Genomic DNA, 20,257 nt, shown 5'->3' with positions numbered 1-20,257 from the left:
TTTTGCCGTCAACTTTTTGGAATAATTACAAGTTATCAACCGGCAAAAGTGCCTGTCCCCAATTGAGGCAGGCATAAAATTTTATATGTTTCGCTGTAGTGTACAAAAAATATATTTTAGTTGGAAGTCTGGGAGATGTCAAGAAGTGTGAGTTTGAGCTTTACTGTAAGGTAATGAGGAGTTTGCCCCTCGAGTTCGCTGGCAGCATATTATAAGGTTGAAAAGAAAGCGACTGTCGAGTATGAAAAATTGATAATGTCCGAGTTCAATATCATGTAACCTTCAGGATATTTTTTCATGGCTGAAAGTTAGAGAGATTTACATGCAGACAATAATTTTTTGCGGCGGATCAGGAACCCGTCTTCGCGAAGAGACTGAGTACAGGCCTAAACCCATGGTTAATATCGGCAAAAGGCCGATTCTGTGGCATATTATGAAAATATTTGCTTGCTACGGTTATCAGAATTTCATCCTTCCGCTGGGTTACAAGGGGAATATTATTAAGGATTATTTTCTGCGTTATGAAACCATGAACAATGATTTAACTCTGGAATTGGGTCGCCCGGAAGCAATCCAGATGCACAATTGTCATGACGAGGCAGGGTGGAGGATCACCCTTGCCGATACTGGAGAACATACTCTGAAAGGCGGGAGGCTGAAGCGTGTGCAGCGGTATGTCTCTGGAGATGAATTCATGCTTACATATGGTGATGGGGTGGCGGATGTTGACATCAACAAATTACTTGAATTCCATCGCAGCCATGGCAAAATAGCTACAGTTACCGGTGTTCGGCCCTTGGCACGTTTCGGAGAACTGAATGCGCAGGGAGACAGAGTGGTATCCTTTCGCGAAAAGCCTCAAATAGCAAGCCATGATGGTCTAATAAACGGAGGTTTTTTTGTTTTCAGTCGGGCTGTGTTTGATTACCTGACCCCTGAGGACAACTGTGACCTTGAGCATGGCCCTCTTGAAGTGATTGCTGCTGCAGGCGAACTGAAAGTCTTTCGCCATGATGGATTCTGGTATTGCATGGACACCATGAGAGATGTAGATGTGTTGAACAGAATGTGGGAGCAGGGTCAGGCCGAGTGGAAGATCTGGTAATGTTCAACGATATTTATGCCGGCAGAAGGGTGCTGGTAACCGGACACACCGGATTCAAGGGTTCCTGGCTCTGTCTTTGGCTGGAAATGCTGGGGGCAAAGACATTCGGGTTTGCCCTTGAACCTGAAACAGATTTATCTCATTTTTACCTGAGCAAGCCTGAAGTTCTTTGCCGGACAGCTGATATACGCAGCCTGCAAGAGATCAGGGAGGCCGTAAAGTATGCCAGGCCTGACGTCATTTTTCACCTGGCTGCCCAGCCTCTGGTTCGTAGAAGTTACTTTGCACCGCTTGAGACTCTGCACACCAATGTCATGGGCACGGCCAACCTTCTGGAAGCCTGCAGACATATAGATTCTGTGAGGGCTATAATCAATATTACCAGTGACAAGTGTTATGAAGACCAGGGTAATGGCCGGGGCTGCATGGAAAACGATCCTATGGGGGGATCCGACCCCTACAGTGCATCCAAGGGATGCGCAGAGCTGGTCATCAGAGCATACCGCGATTCATATTTCCCTGTGCATACTTATGGCGCAAACCATCATACCCTGGTGGCCAGCGCCCGGGCGGGCAACGTCATTGGGGGTGGTGACTGGGGGGCGGACCGTCTGCTGCCGGACATTATTCGTGCAGCTGCCGCCAAAAAGCAGCTTAAAGTACGCAACCCAGGACATATACGCCCCTGGCAGCATGTTCTTGACCCTTTGTGCGGATATCTTATCCTGGGAAAGTATCTGCTGGAAGGCCGTTCAGAGTACGCCGGTGCCTGGAATTTTGGACCGGCCGGCGATACCCGGGTGACGGTAGCCAGTATCGTGGAAATGGTTCAAAACCACTGGGACGACTTTTCATATACTTTTGCCCATGAAACAGAACCTTTGCCGGAGACGGCAACCCTTCATCTGGACAGTTCCAGAGCCAGAAAAAGCCTGAACTGGGAGCCTGTATGGGATGTTTCAGACTCGGTGCAAAAGACTGTAGACTGGTATCGCTCATTTTATCATAATGGCGGGATCCTCAGCAGAAAACAACTGCAGGACTACTGCCTGGAGGCTGAAAGAACCGGAGCCTGCTGGGTGGAGCGTTCAGGTTCTGAAGGACCTGGGGTATGAATTGCCGGCATTGTGGAGTAAGTCTGGATTGCGTTTTTGTGGACCTTGGTTTTGCTCCCATCTCCAATTCCTATCTTGAGCGCAGGGATCTTCAAAGGCCTGAGACGTACTATCCTCTGAAGCTTTTCGTATGCAGCAGGTGCAGGCTGGTTCAGACCCAGGACTGTACAGGATCTGAGGATCATTTCCGCTACGATTACGCTTATTTTTCCTCCACTTCCAGCAGCTGGCTCAGGCATGCCGAAGAATACAGCTCCATGATCACCAAAAGGCTGGGCCTGGGGAAAAACAGTCTGGTCCTGGAAGTGGCCTCCAACGATGGTTACCTGCTTAAAAATTTTGTTTCTGCAGGTATTCCCTGCCTCGGGGTAGAGCCGGCAGGCAGGGTGGCTGATGCTGCCGAACAGCTTTGTGTGCCGGTCCTGCGGGAATTCTTCGGCGCTGAACTTGGACTGCGCCTGGCGGAGGAAGGCCGGCAGGCCGATCTGGTCATCGGCAACAATGTCTATGCCCACGCACCGGACGTGAATGATTTTACCGCCGGGCTCAAGGCGGTATTAAAGCCCGGAGGGGTGATCACCCTCGAATTTCCGCATCTTCTGAACCTGATTCGCTTCTGCCAGTTCGACACCATTTACCATGAACACTTTTCATATTTCAGCCTTGACGCGGTCAAAAGCATTTTCTACTCTCACTCCCTCCGGATATGGGATGTGCAGGAACTGTCCACCCATGGCGGGAGTCTCAGGGTCTACGGCTGTCACCTGGATGATCCTCGTCCTGAATCTGCCTCGGTACGCACTCTGCTGGAAAAGGAAAAACAGTATGGGCTGCATGATATGCAGGTTTATAAGGACTTTAGTTCCTGTGCCGAAAGAATAAAGGACGATCTGGTCATGTTTCTCATTGAACAGAAGAGAGGCGGCAGGAAAGTGGCCGCTTATGGAGCCGCGGCAAAAGGCAGCACCTTGCTCAATTATGCCGGAATAAAGCCTGACCTGATTTCCTTTGTATGCGATGCTGCTCCTTCCAAGCAGGGCAAGTTTATGCCCGGCAGTCACATCCCTGTTTTGTCGGGGCATGTCCTGCAGCAGTTCCGGCCGGATACACTTCTGATACTTCCCTGGAATATTCGCGATGAAATTGTTTCCCAGCACAGTTATATCCGGCAATGGGGCGGCAAGTTCGCTGTAGCCGTGCCAGTACTTGAATTTTTTTAACCCAGGAGACTCTGGATGGATTATCAAAACAATTCCATCAGTAAGCTGGAGACAGCTCTTGCCCGCATCGGCGTCAGTGAACAGGCCAGACCGAAAATGATCTCGGCCCTGCGGGAGGTGGAAGATTGTTTGATGGATATTGATTTTGACGCCCGGCTGGAGCTGGTGGCCCCTGTTCTGGATGCCCTGCACCGGGATGTGCATATTCTGGAAAAAAAAGTGCGCATAGAGCCTGAGTTGCCCGTGCTGCACTTCAAGTATTACTATCGCTCTGCAATTGCCAGGGGCCTGGTCCTCAGCCGGCCCGAGATCAGCGACCATGTCTGGGAGCCCCAGACCACCAGGCTTTTTCTTCACCTGGTCCGGGGGGCATCCGCAGTGGCCATAGGAGGCGCTTATTTCGGGGATCACGCCCTGCTTGCTGGGCAGATGCTGCAGTTTTCAGAAAATACACGAACAGCCCGTGTCCATTGTTTTGAAATGAACAGTGAACAGCTGGATCTTTGCCGTGTCAATGCCCGGGAAAACAAAGTATCCAATCTGGTTTTCCACCACAAGGCCCTCTATTCCCGCAGCGGAGTGCATCTGGGGCTGACCGGGGACGATGCAGCCGCCTGCGCCCATGAGGTTTCTCCAAACACTGATGACGCCGTGCCAGCTGTGACTTTGCAGGAGGTCGCACAGGAACATGGCCTCGACAGCTTTCAGGTTATCATGCTTGACATTGAGGGCGGGGAACTGGAAGCCCTCAAGGGCGGCGAGGCTTTTTTAACGCTTCCCCCCGGGCAGGCCCCGGATATTATTTTCGAGGTGCACAGGCATTACATGGACTGGTCCGCAGGCCTGGACAATACCGATATTGTCCGCTATCTCAGAAGTTATGGCTACCACGTTTTTGCTGTCCGGGATTATCAGAGCAATGTGGACCTGCGCGGCTATCCCGTGGAACTGGTTTCCCCGGAGACAGCCTATCTGCAGGGGCCTCCCCACGGCTTCAATATGGTGGCGGTAAAACGGGTTTCTCGCTTGCAGGGGCCGCAATTCAGGTTCGTGGAGCACGTCAGTCCCAAGCTTTTGTTCCACCGGGACCCTGCCCTGCATGCCCCCCTGGTACGTTCCGAAGCCCCCCGGGAGTAAGTTGAATGCATTTTACCGTACTGGGTGCCAGTGGCTTTATCGGCAGGGCCCTCCTGGCCGGGATCCGGGGGCAGGGTTACCAGGTGCTGGCTCCGGGCAGGGAAGAGATATCCAGATGGCCTGACGCGCTGCGTGACATGGATCTTGGTCATGTTATCTATTGCATAGGGGTTACTGCGGATTTCAGAACCCGTCCTCTGGACGCGGTAGAGGCTCATGTCTGTGTGCTTAAACGCCTTCTGAAGTCGGGAAGGTTCACTTCACTGACTTACCTTTCAAGTGTCAGGGTTTATGCTTATGCCGGTTCAACCCGGGAGGACAGCGAGCTCTGGGTCAGGCCGGATTCTCTGGATGCATTATACAACCTGAGCAAGCTCATGGGGGAGAGCGCTTGCCTCCAGGGTTCAAAGCGTGCCCGGGTGGTGCGTCTTTCTCATGTATACGGGTTTGATCCGGCATCACCGGATTTTCTGTCCAGTGTCCTGCAGGATGCCGCCAGGACAGGCAAGGTCACTTTTCGCACTTCCCCGGACTCGGCCAAAGACTATATTTCACTAAAGGATGTAGTCGAATTATTGCCATTGATTGCCAGAGATGGCCAATACGGAATTTACAACCTGGCCTGCGGCATGAATCTGAGCAATCAGGAACTGGCTGACATGCTGAGGGACCAGGGCATTGAGGTGGAATTTGCATCCCGGGTTGCCAGGTGGACTTTTCCCCGAATTGATATTTCCAGGCTAAAAAGTCAATTCTACTCACCAGGGCGGACATTGGCCAGGGATCTGCCCGGCCTGCTGAATGAATACCGGAGGTTTTATGAGGGGTGAAAAAGACCCTGTTCAGCTGTTTGAACAGGAAAAAAAAGAGCGCATAGCCGGGTACGGCCGGGACCCCGAGTTCAACGCCCTCTCCCGGAAGTGGTTCCAGGAGAGCATGCGCCGCAGATATCCTTACAATTTCAACTGGCTGGGCCGGCCCGTAATCCAGTATCCCACGGATGTATTCGCCCTGCAGGAGATAATTTATTCAGTACAGCCGGAACTTATTATCGAGACCGGTATCGCCCATGGAGGATCAATAATTTTTTCGGCTTCCATGCTGGAACTGGTGTCCCTCTGCGGAGGCCGGGAGGGAGAAGTTCTGGGGATAGATGTCGAGATCAGACCCCACAACAAAAAAGCCATCCAGGCCCATCCCATGTCCAGGCGCATTTCCATGATAGAAGGCTCAAGCATTCTGCAAGAAGTAGCTACCCAGTCCCTGCAGCACGCCAAAGATAAATCCCCTGTCCTGGTTATTCTGGATTCCAATCATACCCACGAACATGTACTGGCTGAACTGGAGATTTATGCTCCCCTGGTCAGTCCGGGAAGCTACTGTGTCGTATTTGATACCCACGTAGAGGATTCAGAAGAAGATCTTTTTCCGCAGCGTCCCTGGTGCCGGGGCAACAATCCCAAGACCGCTGTATATGAATACCTCCGGTGCCTGCGGGAAGAGGGTAGAACTGCACAGGACGGTGGTGTTCTCAGGATGGAAGTGGATGAAGTATTGGAAAGCAAGCTGCAGATTACCTCTGCGCCTGAGGGTTTTTTGCGCAGACTCCCCGAATGAATTGCACGGGATGCAAAGGAGATATCATGTTCGGATTCTTGAAAAAAAAATTGCTGAGTAAGTCTGCTTATTCGGAAAAAGAACTTATCAGCGCCATTTTGAAGCAGATAAGCGACAAGAAACTAAAAAGCCTCTTACGTATATATCGCAAAGGCAAACTTGATCCCAAGCGCTTCAGGTCAGCTATGGTGCTTTATAACCGTGCAACATATCTTGAAGATCTTCTGGGCACCAAAGCCAATGCAACTTTTCTGGAAGATTCGCGGTTCAAAGAGGCCTACCAGGCAGCTGCTTCTGTTTCCACGTGGGGCAGGGATATCCGCTGGCGGGTCTATAACCTGATCAAGTTTGCCGGAGTTGCCCTGCGCCTGGAAGGCGAATTCGTGGAATGCGGCGTGGACCGCGGGGGCATGTCTTTGGCCCTGCTTACTTATTACCCTGAAGACTTGCCTTACAGGAGGTTCTGGCTTTTTGATACCTTTCAGGGACTGGTGTATGAGCAGATGAACGAGATGGAACGTGAGAAAAGTCCTTTTCTGAAAGAAAGGAATAAAGACCGCTACCCCCCGATTTATGAAGAGGTCTGCAGGACATTTTCCGGTTACGAAAACATAAATATCATTCCAGGCATGGTTCCGGAAACCCTGGAGCAATTTTCCGGGCAAAAGGTGGCTTTTCTGCACATTGATATGAATGTTGCTTACCCTGAGGTTAAGGCTCTGGAATTTTTCTGGCCTTATCTGGTTCCCGGAGGAGTAGTGGTGCTGGATGATTATGGTTTTCCCCTGCACACAGAGCAAAAGCACGCCATGGATGCCTGCGTCTCCCGTCTGGGGACGGACATCATCCTGCAGCCCACAGGGCAGGGGCTAATTATCAAGTGATGTTCCGGTTGGTTTGATAGGGATGTTTCTGGGTATGTAAGCGTTTAGCAAACCCATTTCTTCTTGATTCCAAAACATATGCAAGTGTTTATAAAAATAGTAAGTACAAAGTAGATACAAGAGAGGATCCCATGAAAGTTCTTTTTAAGTCCATTGCCGAAGAAACGCAGACATTTGGAGAACTGGTGGAGGTTGTTGATGCGGGTTGGGTTCAGCTATGGACAGGATCTGATCATGAAGGCCGACTGGTGGATACAGCTGGCATTTCTGAAATCGGTAACGGCTGGATTCGAACTGAGGATCTCCATGATCTTAAATTGGATTTCGCGCAATACGGACACACTGAGTTGTGGGTCCGCCCGGCAGCAGCCGATGCAGGGACAGGCTCCTGGCAGGGCAGCGAAGTGGATTTTTCCACGGCCACTTCCCAATACCGCACCAGCGCTGTTGGTCCTGAAACATCCCTGCACGAGATGTTTACTGCCAGGAACCTTACCGAGGAATATTGGTTCCGGGTGTTGTTGCGTACAGAACAGGAGGGCCAGGCCCACTGGGAGCCGTTCGGAAATGATGGAGGCTGGCTCCGGGAGGATGAGCTGCACGAACACGGGATCTCTCTGGGTGATATTAAAGAATCGGACTCTGCCTCCATCTGGGTCCAGACCTATAACGGGAACCAGTTCCTGGATTGGGTCAGCTGGGATGTGGGGGGCACGTTTATCGAATTGACCGAAGGAGTGGATTTTTTGGCTCCTGCTCATGAAATGCCCCAGGATAAGGAGGACGATAAAAATTATCTGGAGCTCTCTGATGAAGATTATGTGATCCAAGGCGAGGTCCTGCGCAGCGCGGACGGCGAAACCACCCTGAATCCGGATGACTTTATTCATGGAGGCGGCGGTGAGAACACCCTGTATATTGCCAGGATGACCACTGATTTTGAGGGCTTCAGCAACAGCGGAGGGGTAACTGATATATCCAGCATTATTATTCACGCGGACAACCGGGATGTGGCTTTTGACGCTACTGGGGTGCAGGATGCAGAGCATTATACCCTCAAGACTGAGGGGCAGCAGGTAGACCTGTACAACTTAGAAAGAGGCATCACCATTACCACGGATTACACAGGGGATATGACTTTTGAATTTCTGGCCGGCCCCGACGAAGAGGACAATGATCACCTGACCCTGCTCAGCACCCAGGCCCTGGGAGAAGAAGGCGATCCAGCTGTATTGCGGGTCGGAAGTATTGCTGAGTTAAACCTGGAGATTCTCAAAGCGGGTTATTTGAGTCTGGAGGAAACTCCGGATGTAAAAAGCCTGCATCTAAAGATGGGTGATAGTTTGTTCCTGGAGGATGTGCCTCAGTTGGAAGAGATCAGCGTATCAGGACGGGGTGACCTGGAACTTCCGTGGGTAGAAGGCGATCTGGAGATTGTGGATGCAGGGGAGCTTGAAGGGGAAATGGAAGTTGATCTTTCCGGGGTGGAACAGGATAGTTTGACCAGGATACAGGGCAGCCAGAAAGATACCACTGTAGTGGCTGATCCGGAAAGCTTTGCTCAGGGAGCGGAGCTGGACGGCGGCGAAGGGAGCAATACCTTGATTTTGACTCAAGCCGAAAGCTTTATGGAGATCAGCATCAGCAATTTTCAGAATCTGATTATAGCTGACCAGGAAGAGGATTCGGGCGTTTACGGAGAACTCGATTCAGCAACTCAGGGGCATGAAGAGCCAGTTCTGGATGTTCTGGGAGTAAGCAGATACTCGGAGATCCCGGATCCAGATACGTTTGCATAAACTTTCCGGAGGATGATCTCAGGGCAGCCCAGGAAGATATAACTTTAAATTTCGGGGACTTTTCCGCAACAGATGCAGATTATGTGCGTTTGTGGACTGGTAAGGATGACCAGGGTCAGTTGGTAGACACCGAGCACGTTGGCGAGGGTGGCGGATGGATTCACCCGGAGGATATTTATTGAATCCAGCCCTTCCTGCCGCCTGGAATTTGTTCTTTTTATACCCTTGATTTTTTGTCTTTATTTGAGTAAATTTGTTCCCCAAGTTCCTTGACGTTTGTCGTATTCCTGTCCTTCAGCATCCATTCCTGCTCCCGGATGCTCCTTCCCTCTCCTCACTGCCTCTTATGACCCCGCTGCTGATCCCCTGAATGGGTGTTGATGGATTTTTGGGCTTATTCTTAAACCCAGGCTTTAGCACGCAAAAGGAGGAAATTATGATCAAGTTTTCTGCATCCCAGGCCTATTTGGGCCAGTCCTTTAAAGATCTGCTGGAGATCCCCGAGTATGCCTCAAACTGGTATCGGTTGTTGCTGGGCGAGGAGACCGAGCAGGACTGGCTGGGCGGGTTTGTTCAGGATACCGAGCATGGCAACGGCTGGGCCATGCGGGATGAAATCAGCGATGTCTCCCTGCATGACGCCGCCGGGAAGACCCTGTACTGGCAGCCTCACGGGGAAGACTGGGAACACGCCCAGGTAGATTCAGCACATCAGACAGCAAGCGATGTGTTTACCGATCCTCCTGAGTGGCTGCAGATATGGACGGGAAAGCTGGATGATCAGAACAACGTTGTTGATGGCGGGGTGGTGGATACCAGCGAAATTAACCCCCACGGCCAGGGCTGGATCGAATCCCAGGATCTGGAGGACTTGACCGTCACCCAGGAGCAGGAGGACCATAATCATGTCTATGCCCGGACAGCCGGGGGCGAATGGCAGCATGTACAGATGGAGTTCAGCGATGCCCCAAAACTGGATCTTTACCTGGAACAGGACGTGGTCCCTGACGATGTGGACACATCAGATGGCTATACTCTTGGCGGATTCGGCATCCCGGATGCCGATCCCGAGGATAGCTTTGACTACCAGGTAACCGGGGGTGCCGACCAGGATGTGTTCACCATCCAGAACGGAGGGCTGGTTTTTGAGGCAGGCACAGAGATAGATTACCATGCTCAGTCCGAATATGAGGTAGAGGTAACCGGCCAGGACCAGGACGGCAACGAGAGCATCGAGACTTTTACCGTGTATGTCACCTATGCAGACGGGGCTGGAAACAGCCGGGCAGAGGCCAGGGAGATAGGTGTTCTTTCCCAGGGGGACACTTTTGAACACTCTGAGGATGTGGGCCGCCTTGGTGATCATGCAGATTATTATTCTTTTGAATTGGAGGATAATCTGGATGTGGCAGTTGAGGCTTCAGGGCAAGATGAAACCAGAAACGCAATGGGCCTGCGCCTGTATGATTCCCAGGGTTCCCTGATTTCACACTCCAACCAGGATAACGACCAGGAATCTATAGCAGTCACCCTGGAGGAAGGCGTTTACTATGTTAATGTTTATGAATACTTGGGCCGCTCTGAAGATTATGACCTGAGCATCCGGGCAGATACTTTCAGGACCGCAGACAGTCCTGAAAAGGCCATGGAAATCGGGGAGCTGTCCCCTGGGGACAGCCGGGAACACTCTGTAGAGGTTTTCGACCGAATAGTGCGCGAAGATTATTATACCTTTACCCTGACAGAACAGGGCCAAGTGGATATATCCATGCTCTTTGACGAGGATCTGGATCAGAATCTGGGTTTTCGTATTCTGGACTCTGATGAGGAGCATATCGAATTTGATGTCAGCGATACCGGAGAAGCCTTTTTGTCCCAGGAACTAGAGGCTGGCGATTACTATATAGAGGCCTGGCCGGTACACGGCAGCCACGAGTATGAATTAAATGTGGACGTGAATGAACCAGGAGGAACTTTAGAGGATTTCAGTTCAGAAGCTGGTGATACCGAACTGAATAAGACTGCTGCGGACAAAGCTACCGCTAGCAACCAGAAAAAAGAGTATTTTCAGGAAGAGAGTGATAGCTTGGGCACTGAGCAGATGGATTATGATTTTTCACAGAGTTATACAGAGAACAGCTCTCTCTCCACCGAAAACGATTCCTCTAACATTTTGAATTTTTCCGACGATTCAATAGGAATGTGGGCCGGAGAAGAAGGGGTTTCACTGGACAAGACCTTTGACGATTTTTTGCTTGATGAAACGATAGAGGGCTCACCTATCTTCGAAACAGCTTCTCACGAGTTATCCTACAATTACCACACCAGTATAAAGGCCGGCCTGCTGGCCGAACTCAATCTGGAGACCGGACATCTGGACCTGGATTACCCGGTGGATATGGATCCGGGCGTACCTGAAACCGTGTCTTCCGGGCAATCATTTTCCGTGGATACCTCGGATTACAGCCTGACAGAGGCTACTCTTCAGAGTAATGCCCCCAATCCCAATGATTTTGGGTTCAGCGTGGATCTTATACCTCCTCAGCTGGAGATGTCCGTATCCGATATAAGCCTGGATGCACCTTTGTGGTCCCCAGCGTCCTCGTTTGAGTACAGTGGTTTCGATGTAGATATCGCCCCAGCAGGTGATCCAATAAGCCTTGTCGATGGTACTCTGGGTGATTTTGAACTGGACCAGGACTTTGGGCCTGTAGGGTTTGAGATGGGCATGCCCACCGGCTTGGAGTTGGAGTCGCAACCGGTTTCTTCGCACACCCTGGATCCTGTGAGCACCCAGGGGGACGACTACGGTACCACGGATGATTCGTTTGTCAATCTGGGTCTTAGCCTGACTGGGCTAGCTCAAAACGCCTTTGGGTTTCCGGATCTATTGGAAAGCTCTTATGATTTTGGGGTAGCCGAGTTGGGTTACACGGTTGCGGATGTAAGCGCCAATCTGGGATTGACTTTTGCCCAGGATTTTACATTTGAACCCGGCGAGGTGGAAGTAAGCATGCAGACCCAGGACGGGCAGGTGCAGACCGGACAGCTCGGTGATGACTTTACCTTTGATGCCCCTGAAGATTCCGGATCCATGGATATTGATGCCACCTATACCCTGAATGGCGAGATTAACAACAATACCGGAGTGATGCCTAATGGGAGCATAACTGCAGATGTTTTGGATGCGCATTTGGAGATATTGGATTTCGTTGATATCGGAATGGACCCTCTGTATAGCGATGAGTTTCCAGACGGTGGCTGGGATGCGTTAGATGAGCCCTTATGGTTATATGAGAACACTTTTGATCTGGAGCTGGAAGAAGATGTCACCTACCAGACCGAGATAGGGGACGATCTCCCTGCCCATCTGAGCATAGACTCCTTCGGGGATGTTTCCGTTCAGGAGTCCCAGACGGTGACAGTCGCTGCTGCAGTGGAGAATACCGGGGACAGGGAAACCACCCAGAATATCTCCCTGAGCGTGGATGACGTGCATCTGGAGGAGGAGTTCACCATCCCCGCCGGAGATACCAGGGACATCTCCTTTGACCTGGATACAGCCGAGCACGGCCTGGACATCGGTGAATATGATCTGGAGCTGGATACCGGGGATGAGAGTGAGTCAGTTACCCTGGAGGTTTTGCCTGCGGATGATGAGTCTGATGATGATTTTCTGGAAATCTACGACATTTCCATCAGTCCTGAATCTCCGGGGGTCGGGGAGTCTTTCTCGGTCAAGGTGAAGGGATTCGGCGCCCAGTCAGCCGATGCCGTAAATCCCAGTGTGACTCTGGCTATTCCGAAAGATGATTATGAACATACCTTCAATCCGGCTTCTCTTGATGATGGTCAAACTGAGGAAGTTATATTTCTCGAGGGGATAGTTGACGCTGGGGAATACAAAGCTGAAGTCACAGTTGATGCGGTTAATGCCCAGTCGGTTACGGAACAAATCGAGTTCGCCATAGGAGGCTCTGATCAGGACGTTCATTATGTGGTGACTGATTATGAGGAGCTTGATTTTGCCCTGCAGGATAAGGAAATCTGGCCGGGGATGAATTGGTAATCGAGGTTGCAGACGATATTGATGATTTTGATGGATCACAGCTTTTATATGAAGAAGATGCCGATCTTGTAATTCGTGGTCAGAACGCAGAGAGTTATACCCTGAATGCCGGCGGGGATTCTCGGATCCTGGAAACAAATATACATAACGGAAATGGAAGTCTGATTGTTGAAAACCTGGATTTTAAAGGTGGAGATGGAGGAAATGCAGGTGGGGGTGCTTTACTGGTTAAAAATAATCTGGAAATCTCCGGCTCTGAATTCAGCAATAATCAAAGCGGCACTTTTGGTGGCGCAATTTATGCCATGAATCCTGACGGTGAGGCTACAATAACAGATTCCAGTTTTGATAGTAATCACAGCGGTATAGGAGGAGGAATTTCGTCTGGTGGGTATTTGAAGGTGGAGTCTTCTACATTTGAAGGGAACTCGGCTGATAACTTTGGAGGTGGGCTTGAAACCCAGCAAGGGGCACAAATAGATGAATCCAGCTTTAGCGATAACTATGCATTAAATGGTGCAGCAGTATATGGAATATACAATGGCAAGATCCAGATATCTGACTGTAGCATTGTCAATAATGACAGTCCGTATCATTATGGTGTTGTATCTTCCAGTGAAGTGGATATATATACTCGCGACTCAGACTATATTGACAACAGTGATCCAGTATTTGATCTCCATGAAGCAGAATTTATTGATGAAGGTGGAAACACCTTTCAGGGCAATGAATCATTCAACCCCTATCTGAATGAGCTTGAGTTCTATGAAACCACAGGCAGTAATAATGTCCGGGACCATGTCTATGATGCTGACGATCTGGGCATGACCTTCAGCTATCAGGAAAAGCTACCTCGGGAGGGGGACCTGGACCTGGATGCATTCGCCATTCAGATTACCGATGCCGATGGCAATATGGAGAAGATCGGTATAGACAGCGCTGACGTGGATGGTGCTAATCTCACCTTGAACTTCGCGGATGAGCTCAGCCTTGAATGGGACGGTGAACAATACACCATGTCCAGCGAAGATTGGGAGCTTACTGCCGAATCCTTGGATGACTTCGAAGTGGCCGTGGACTACGAAGATGGCAACATCTCAGATCATGAGGACTTCAACAAGAAAGTTGATCTCCAGGGCATTGCCCATGACTTCGAGGAGCTCTGCATGGCCTAATCCCACTGCAAATTAACCTCCAAAAGGCCCCACCTGCTTATCCCAGGGTGGGGCCTTTTACTGCCCCATTGCATGCATTGCCTGATGTGAGCAATTACGCCCCCTAATTGCCCATTTTATGCATAGCATTTTATGGGCTGCCTGGAAGTTTCTTTCACCCTAAAAAAATAACCAAGACAAAAAAAAGATGACTTCCTGGTTGAAATCCATTATGATCTCCTTGTAGCAAGAACACTCAAGTCTTAAAACATCTTTTTAGGTTATCTTCTTTTGTTCATACCTGAACCGGGCAATTCTCACTGCCATTGCTCAATAGAGGTGAATTATGCCGCCATCCTCCCATTATAAGCAAGATTCTGTGGATAAAAGCCAGGCAGATGCCCTGGGAAATCAGTCAGATTCAATTGCCCAGCACAGCACAGTGGATTCCGGACAGACCGGGGTCTCTTCGGGACGGGTTGTGTTTGCAGCCTCTGATCCCGAATACGGCCGGGAACTGTGGATTTCCGACGGCACTTCCCAGGGCACCAGCCTGCTCAAGGACATTCAGCCCTTGGACTCCAGCAATCCCGGGCACTTAGTCAGGCTCTCCGACGGTCTGGTTCTTTTTTCGGCAAACGATGGACCAGGTACCAGTGATGATACCCATGGTTTCGAATTGTGGCGCACCGACGGCAGTGAGTCAGGTACTGTACTGGTCAAGGACATTGATCCCCACTCCGAGCGGGGTAGTCAGCCGGCATCCATAACACCTCTGGGAGATGGACAGGCGGTCTTCAGTGCCACACAGACCGCCGGGAGCGGACGCGAATTGTGGGTTACCGATGGCACTCAGGAGGGGACCAGCCTGGTTAAGAATCTGCGCCCCGGCACAGACAATGATGGCCAGCCTTTGAGCAGCAATCCGCAAGACTTTATGGCCCTGGGAAACGGTCATGTTCTTTTCACGGCGCTGGACAGCGATAAGGGCCGCTCCCTCTGGTCCACCGATGGAACCGCTGAAGGGACACACCGGTTGATTGAAGCAGATACAGGGTTTCAACTGGTGCGTACTGGGTCTGCTACGGGTTCTGAGCCCACGGCCATGGGATCTGGAAAGGCTTTGTTTACGGCAATAGAGCCTGAACCGGCCATCTGGACAACAGACGGTACACCCTCAGGCACCCGGGTTGTCCAGGAGGTAGAAGAGGTCACTGTTGAGGGCAGCAAGGACCAGAGTCAGCTCCTCCAGGGCGGCGTCGTTTATGACTGGCACGCTGGCTGGGCTACCGACGGTACGTCCGAGGGTACATGGCGTCTTGGAGGAGCAAGCCAGGAGGCCCCTGACCCTGTATATTTCAATAACTGGGACAACATTCATTCAGGCCCGGTGGAAGGACCTTTGCAAGACGTGGAAGCCAATGATTCCAGGCTCAGGGAAGTTCCGCCCATAGAGCTTTCAGATGGTACACTGCTCTATGAAGCCAGTGCTGTAGAGGGGCATCCCGATTATTGGAGATTTGATGGCCCGGAAGAGTATGATTATTATAATCGTGAATGGTCTTTGTTGTGGACTACCGATGGGACACACGGGGGCACTCAGCTGGTAACGGATCCATATGATGACACCCTTAAAGTGGCAAAAAGCTGGGATCCTGTCCCGGAATTCTTCAATCTTGGAAACGACAGGATACTATATCACGCCAGAGGGGAAGGCCTTTTTAACGAAAGCCTTGCTGTCACCGACGGAACCAGTCAGGGCACTGAGATAATTACCAGTGAGGTCAGCTATGCAGACACCTTCGTGCCCTTTTACGATAACGTCTGGCTGTTCAATGGCCATCGTGACGGCATTTGGCGTACTGACGGAACTGCCACAGGGACCGAGCGGCTTGTTGCCGATGCGTGGCTCAATCAGGACTGGTTTGTTGAACTGGAAGACAATAGATGGCTGATAGAAGCAGAATTCTATGAAAGTTATTTTGGCGATTTCATCAAGTCCGAATTATGGATAACCGACGGCACTCCTTCGGGAACCGGGTCTGTCATGGATAACCTGCCAGGAGGCACTTATATTCATGATACAGTACTTTTAGATAATCAAGAGTACTTGCTGTCAGTGGAATACACTGATCCCCGGGAGATTCACTCCCTCTACCGTCTGGATGCGGATACCTTCGAGCTTGAGAGAATCCAGGGCGCAGAGGAGGGTTCCGCTGCGTCATTCTATGGTTTTGCAAAGATTGATGAGCCTGTTCAAGAGTCCATCATCAGCGATCAGATCAGCCTGGAATTCAACGTGGAGACATTATCTCTGGATGATTATTTTTCTTCTATACTTGGCAGCGAGCTGAGCTACCAGGTCAGCGCAATGCCGGAAGGCATGCTCTTTGATGCAGAAACCGGCACCATCACCACGGACGAGGATATTGGCCCCGGGGAGCACACCATATCAGTGGAATCGAGCAACGTCGAGGGTGACAGCGTGACTGACGAGTTTGACTGGACCGTAGTGGATACCGGACAGTTGCGCATTGACTCTACTGGTGACTGGGGGCGGCCCCACGAAGACGGGTCCATCATTTCCGAGGAAGGCAGCACCATCCATGTCGGGCACAAGGATGGCAGTGACTGGCTTTTTCGCCTTGAACAGGGTCGGATGATCATTAGAGAGGATATTCTGGAGGTGACCGGTGGCGGGCTGTGGTCCGGGGGTGTGGAGTTCGACGCCCCGCTGATGGCGGGAGATAGCGGATTTGAGGTCAATATGCAGACCCTGGAAGTCACCGGTTTCGAGGACGACAACAGCGAGGACAGCGCGCGTCTGGTGGGGGATACAATCCAGATGAAGTTCTCGGATATGGAGATCGAGCCTGAAGGTTTAAGTCTGGAAACGGACCTGTTGTTTGGTGGCAGCTTTGTCACCCTGGATACCCAAGATGCGCCCTTGTTGTTGAGTACGTCGCCGCAGGGACCCATGTTTTCACCCCGCATCGATGGAGTGGGAACAGGACGCTGGTTTAAGGATGATGATGCCCTGAATCTGAGTGTTCCCGGGGGCTCTCTTTCCCTGGAACTCTCTAATTTCGGGGTGTACTACGATGCTGTAGAGGACACCTTCGACTTCAGCGGCAAAGCCGAGCTCAGCTGGGGGGGCAAGGTTCAGGACCAGTTCCGGGTCATAGGCGTGGATACTGCCCGCAGCATGGAGCTGGATCTGGCCGGAGATGCAGTTGACGATGATGCTGGGCTGTTCACCCGGGGAGAGAATTTTCTGCGTTTTTCCCCTGGCAGTGAGGAAGAGCCGTGGTCCTGGGACGTGTCCGGATCCATAAGCTATTCCGCCAAGTCTGTCCCTGGCTATGTGGAAACCACCCGTCCTTTGATTTCAGAGCTTGGTCTGGAACTGGATACTACAGAGTCCAGCTTTGGTGGCAACATTAAGGGCCAGGCTCCGTTTCTGGCTTCCGGAGTGGAGCTGGAGATTGAGCTGGGGGCCTTCTGGGATCCCATAGAACTGGAGAAGCTCAAGCTGGGCCTGGACGGTCTGAATGCTCCTCTGGGCTCCACACCGTTTTTTATTCAGGGCGGTGAGCTTGGCGTGGATGGCTTGTCCGGCCGGGATGAGGAGAGTGCTCTGAGTTATCAAGGCAGGATCAAGACCACCCTGGGTCCGGATACCACGGTTACTCCATCGCCCCTGCACGGAAGTCTTGGCGGCGAGTTCACCACCGGGGACATTGGTCTGGATTTTAAAATCGATTCCAAGGTGGGCTACTTTGTACCTGGTGTGGTGCAGAGTTTCACCGATCCCCTGGTGCGCTGGTTTGGTGTGAATCCTGCGCGTATCAACGACTTCACCCTGCTGGAAGCCACGGGTGATATAGAATACGACCTGGCTTACGGAGACATTCAGACCTCACTGGGAATTGAGCTGCTGGAAGGCGTGGTCAGCGCCCAGGCCCAGCTGGAGCTCTACACCCGGGGGGATATCAGCCATGTGGACGCCTCCATGGTAGCTACTCTGCACATGCCGGAAGCGGTTCCGCTCATTGGCGGACGCGGTACTTCCGGAACGGCCATGCTGGAGTACGTCGGGGACGGTAATGGTCAAAACAGCAGCGTTGCGGCCTGGCGTACCATAGACCTGCCCTTCGGCCTCAAGACCGGTGTCGGGTTGCGGGCTGATTTCGCCGGCAATGTTGAGCTTCTCGGTCAGCGACAGATTGAGGAGATTGGCAGCTGGGAGCTGCACGAGGATCTAAGTGTGGTCGTGCTCACCGCCCGCTGGGAGGAGGCGGCCACGGACCGCACTCTGGAGCTCATTACCCCTGATGAGACCGTGCTCGGCGAGGCTGAGTGGTCGGATCACGAGGATATTGTCCTGGTTCAGGAGCTCTCCGACGATTACGGGCGGGCCGTGGCCCTGCAGAATCCCGCCCGTGGCACCTGGGATCTTCGCCTGAGCGATGAGAGCGGCCTGGGCGAGGTGACCTACGACGCCAGCGAGATGTTTCAAGGTCCGAGTACAGAGATTTTGAGCGTGGAGGTTGATGCCGGGAGCGATCAGGTGCATATAGTGTTCGACACCGAGCTTCAGGATGCAGACAGCGGGGTTGTGCAGCTGTATGCAAGCCTGAGCCCTGAAACTGTGGACGAACTGGGCCGGCGCATTACCACTGATGCCATTGAAGTCGTTCAGGGGCAGCAGGAATATGTATGGGATTACCGGGAAATGGCTCCTGGGACTTACTATGTGAACGCCGTGACCACAGCCGAAGGTCTGGCTCCGGACCATGCCTTTTCTGATGAGCCTGTGGAAGTTGTTGGCAGCGCAGATCTCGTGCTCTCTGTGGAACAGGAAAAGGGGCCCATAGAGGAAACATTTCTTTTGACCTTTACAGTGAGCAACGAGGGTGAGCGGGATTCAGGGTCCGGTATTCTGTCCATAGATGTTCCCGAGTCCCTTGTGGGCAATCAGCCAGATTCTGAGTTTCAGTCATTTACTGACAAGGTGACTGAAGTAAATTTTGAAAATATAGCAGCTGGGGACAGCGCTGATTTCGAGTTTCTAATACCGGCCGATTTTGAGGATCCTGCGGCTCCGCTGCAGGCCCAGGTTCAGGCTGCAGCTTACGACGCCGACCCGTCCCGCAATCAAATACTGTACGGGCTTTTTCCGGCATCGGAAGAAGAACAAGATGATGATGACGACCCCTTGCTGCAGGATTTTGAGTTTCATACACAAGTGGATATTGCCGTGGGCTCCCCTTTCTCGGAGCTGTTTACGGATGTGCAGGCCATGTATACCCATTACCAGGTCTGGACCGGGCGAATTGAGGATGGTATTGTTTTAGACGGCAACTCTACAGGCTGGATATCTGCTGAGCATCTTGCTGATTATAGGGTTGGTTATGAAAACTTAGAGCACAACACTTTGTATGTCCAGGGATGGAAACAGGGAGCCCCGCCAGGGGACTGGCACAGCAATGCCTGGAGGGATGGGGATTATTTTGATTTTCCTGGTCCCCCGGGAATCGAGTTCAACGTTGACTCAGACATCTCTGTAGGCACTTCCTTTTCCCAGCTGTTCACAGACCAGGACGACACTACGACCTGGTATCAGTTATGGACCGGCGAGCTGGACCAGGACGGTGTGGTCCAGGGTTCCTTAGTGGATACCCAGTCCGGCGGCGGCTGGGTCCGGGCTGAAGATCTAAACGGGCTTCAGGTCACCGGAGACCAGGCCGGGCACAACACCATTTATGTCCAGGCTTACAGTCCCGAGCTGGGAATGCGTGACTGGCAGTCCAATGAGTGGCAGAATCAGGAATATTTCGGATTTCCAGAGCCCTGGGGCTATGAACTGGCAGCACAGCAAAAGCAGATCGTCCATCTGGACGATGGTTCCAAAGGAAATGTGGCCGATTTACCTGTTGCAGTTGCAGATTATGTTAATTCAGGTGATTCCGGCAGCCTTGCCCTGCAGGGAGTGCAGGATGAGCAGGATTCCGGCGATTTGTTTAGTTAGTTTCCCTGATGCGGGCCATGCCCACCCCCAATTTTTTTCACGCAAAGGTGCTAAGACCGCAAAGCCGTCAACCATCAACCGTCAACTGCGTCTGCAAAAGAGACTTTTTGCATAAGCATCCTGGAT

General features: G+C 51.8%; 11 protein-coding genes. All 11 read left to right on the top strand.

Annotated features, from left to right (window positions below; genetic code table 11):
* Positions 1 to 322: 322 nt before the first annotated feature.
* A complete protein-coding gene (rfbF, locus tag DTHIO_RS06585; RefSeq protein ID WP_008869546.1) occupies positions 323 to 1,105 on the top strand; it encodes a glucose-1-phosphate cytidylyltransferase in 783 nt (260 codons plus the stop codon).
* Entirely contained in the window at positions 1,090 to 2,220 is a 1,131-nt protein-coding gene (gene rfbG, locus DTHIO_RS06580; RefSeq protein ID WP_208596382.1) for a CDP-glucose 4,6-dehydratase, read from the top strand. The genes rfbF and rfbG overlap by 16 nt, the downstream gene beginning before the upstream one ends.
* Positions 2,217 to 3,440 carry a class I SAM-dependent methyltransferase gene (locus DTHIO_RS06575; RefSeq protein WP_008869544.1) on the top strand — a complete coding sequence of 408 codons (1,224 nt, stop codon included), beginning with the start codon at positions 2,217 to 2,219 and terminating at the stop codon, positions 3,438 to 3,440. The genes rfbG and DTHIO_RS06575 overlap by 4 nt, the downstream gene beginning before the upstream one ends.
* Positions 3,441 to 3,455: 15 nt before the next feature.
* Complete coding sequence (locus DTHIO_RS06570; RefSeq protein ID WP_008869543.1) at positions 3,456 to 4,577, top strand: FkbM family methyltransferase; 1,122 nt, start codon at positions 3,456 to 3,458, stop codon at positions 4,575 to 4,577.
* A gap of 5 nt (positions 4,578 to 4,582) precedes the next feature.
* Positions 4,583 to 5,407, top strand: coding sequence for an NAD-dependent epimerase/dehydratase family protein (locus tag DTHIO_RS06565; protein ID WP_008869542.1), 825 nt, complete (start codon positions 4,583 to 4,585; stop codon positions 5,405 to 5,407).
* On the top strand, positions 5,397 to 6,194 hold the full coding sequence (locus tag DTHIO_RS06560; RefSeq protein ID WP_008869541.1) for a cephalosporin hydroxylase family protein: 798 nt from the start codon (positions 5,397 to 5,399) through the stop codon (positions 6,192 to 6,194). The genes DTHIO_RS06565 and DTHIO_RS06560 overlap by 11 nt, the downstream gene beginning before the upstream one ends.
* A 26-nt stretch (positions 6,195 to 6,220) precedes the next feature.
* Entirely contained in the window at positions 6,221 to 7,078 is an 858-nt protein-coding gene (locus DTHIO_RS06555; protein WP_008869540.1) for a TylF/MycF/NovP-related O-methyltransferase, read from the top strand.
* Between the two features lie 131 nt (positions 7,079 to 7,209).
* Entirely contained in the window at positions 7,210 to 8,877 is a 1,668-nt protein-coding gene (locus DTHIO_RS06550; protein ID WP_008869539.1) for a hypothetical protein, read from the top strand.
* A 436-nt stretch (positions 8,878 to 9,313) separates the two neighbouring features.
* Positions 9,314 to 12,946, top strand: a complete 3,633-nt coding sequence (locus DTHIO_RS06545; RefSeq protein WP_008869538.1) for a pre-peptidase C-terminal domain-containing protein — start codon at positions 9,314 to 9,316, stop codon at positions 12,944 to 12,946.
* The gene (locus tag DTHIO_RS06540; RefSeq protein ID WP_008869537.1) at positions 12,940 to 14,121 is read left to right on the top strand and encodes a hypothetical protein; all 1,182 of its coding nucleotides are present in this window, start codon (positions 12,940 to 12,942) and stop codon (positions 14,119 to 14,121) included. Before DTHIO_RS06545 ends, DTHIO_RS06540 begins: the two co-directional genes overlap by 7 nt.
* Positions 14,122 to 14,479: 358 nt before the next feature.
* Positions 14,480 to 20,131 (top strand): putative Ig domain-containing protein, encoded by a 5,652-nt coding sequence (locus DTHIO_RS06535; protein WP_244156335.1) that lies wholly within the window; start codon positions 14,480 to 14,482, stop codon positions 20,129 to 20,131.
* Positions 20,132 to 20,257: the final 126 nt, after the last annotated feature.

The sequence above is a fragment of the Desulfonatronospira thiodismutans ASO3-1 genome (assembly GCF_000174435.1).
In the GTDB taxonomy this organism is placed as follows: Bacteria; Desulfobacterota; Desulfovibrionia; order Desulfovibrionales; family Desulfonatronovibrionaceae; genus Desulfonatronospira; species Desulfonatronospira thiodismutans.
Note: the sequence above shows the minus strand (reverse complement) of the source record. Positions and strands in the feature narration are given on the sequence as shown.

Excerpts from the sequence above, each read along its gene's own strand:
- rfbF (WP_008869546.1), top strand. The coding sequence starts at position 323 with ATGCAGACAATAATTTTTTGCGGCGGATCAGGAACCCGTCTTCGCGAA.
- DTHIO_RS06575 (WP_008869544.1), top strand. The coding sequence starts at position 2,217 with ATGAATTGCCGGCATTGTGGAGTAAGTCTGGATTGCGTTTTTGTGGAC.
- DTHIO_RS06570 (WP_008869543.1), top strand. The coding sequence starts at position 3,456 with ATGGATTATCAAAACAATTCCATCAGTAAGCTGGAGACAGCTCTTGCC.
- DTHIO_RS06565 (WP_008869542.1), top strand. The coding sequence starts at position 4,583 with ATGCATTTTACCGTACTGGGTGCCAGTGGCTTTATCGGCAGGGCCCTC.
- DTHIO_RS06560 (WP_008869541.1), top strand. The coding sequence starts at position 5,397 with ATGAGGGGTGAAAAAGACCCTGTTCAGCTGTTTGAACAGGAAAAAAAA.
- DTHIO_RS06555 (WP_008869540.1), top strand. The coding sequence starts at position 6,221 with ATGTTCGGATTCTTGAAAAAAAAATTGCTGAGTAAGTCTGCTTATTCG.
- DTHIO_RS06550 (WP_008869539.1), top strand. The coding sequence starts at position 7,210 with ATGAAAGTTCTTTTTAAGTCCATTGCCGAAGAAACGCAGACATTTGGA.
- DTHIO_RS06545 (WP_008869538.1), top strand. The coding sequence starts at position 9,314 with ATGATCAAGTTTTCTGCATCCCAGGCCTATTTGGGCCAGTCCTTTAAA.